1 pseudogene is annotated in these 216 nt (G+C 42.6%); it reads right to left on the reverse strand.

The annotated features are described in order from the left end of the window. Positions 1–204 (reverse strand): annotated as a pseudogene (locus V6252_RS13380) (hypothetical protein); the annotation flags it as partial. Positions 205–216: the final 12 nt, after the last annotated feature.

The raw sequence follows: 216 nt of genomic DNA on the forward strand, positions 1-216 counted from the left end.
AAGATAATCCTGTCTACTAGTAAACCAGCTTTTTTGAGCTTCAATACGCTGATTATAGATAGGCTTACCACCATTCATGCGGTAGACTGCGCGTAGACGATTCCACAAATCACCATATTGCTGAATAGCAAGCTGGATACCTTCTACCATGGTCATGTCACAGGCTTATAACAACTCAGCCAACTCATCCAAACGCTCTTCATCCTAAAACGCAGT

It is taken from the genome of Psychrobacter proteolyticus (assembly GCF_038155145.1).
GTDB lineage: Bacteria > Pseudomonadota > Gammaproteobacteria > Pseudomonadales > Moraxellaceae > Psychrobacter > Psychrobacter proteolyticus_B.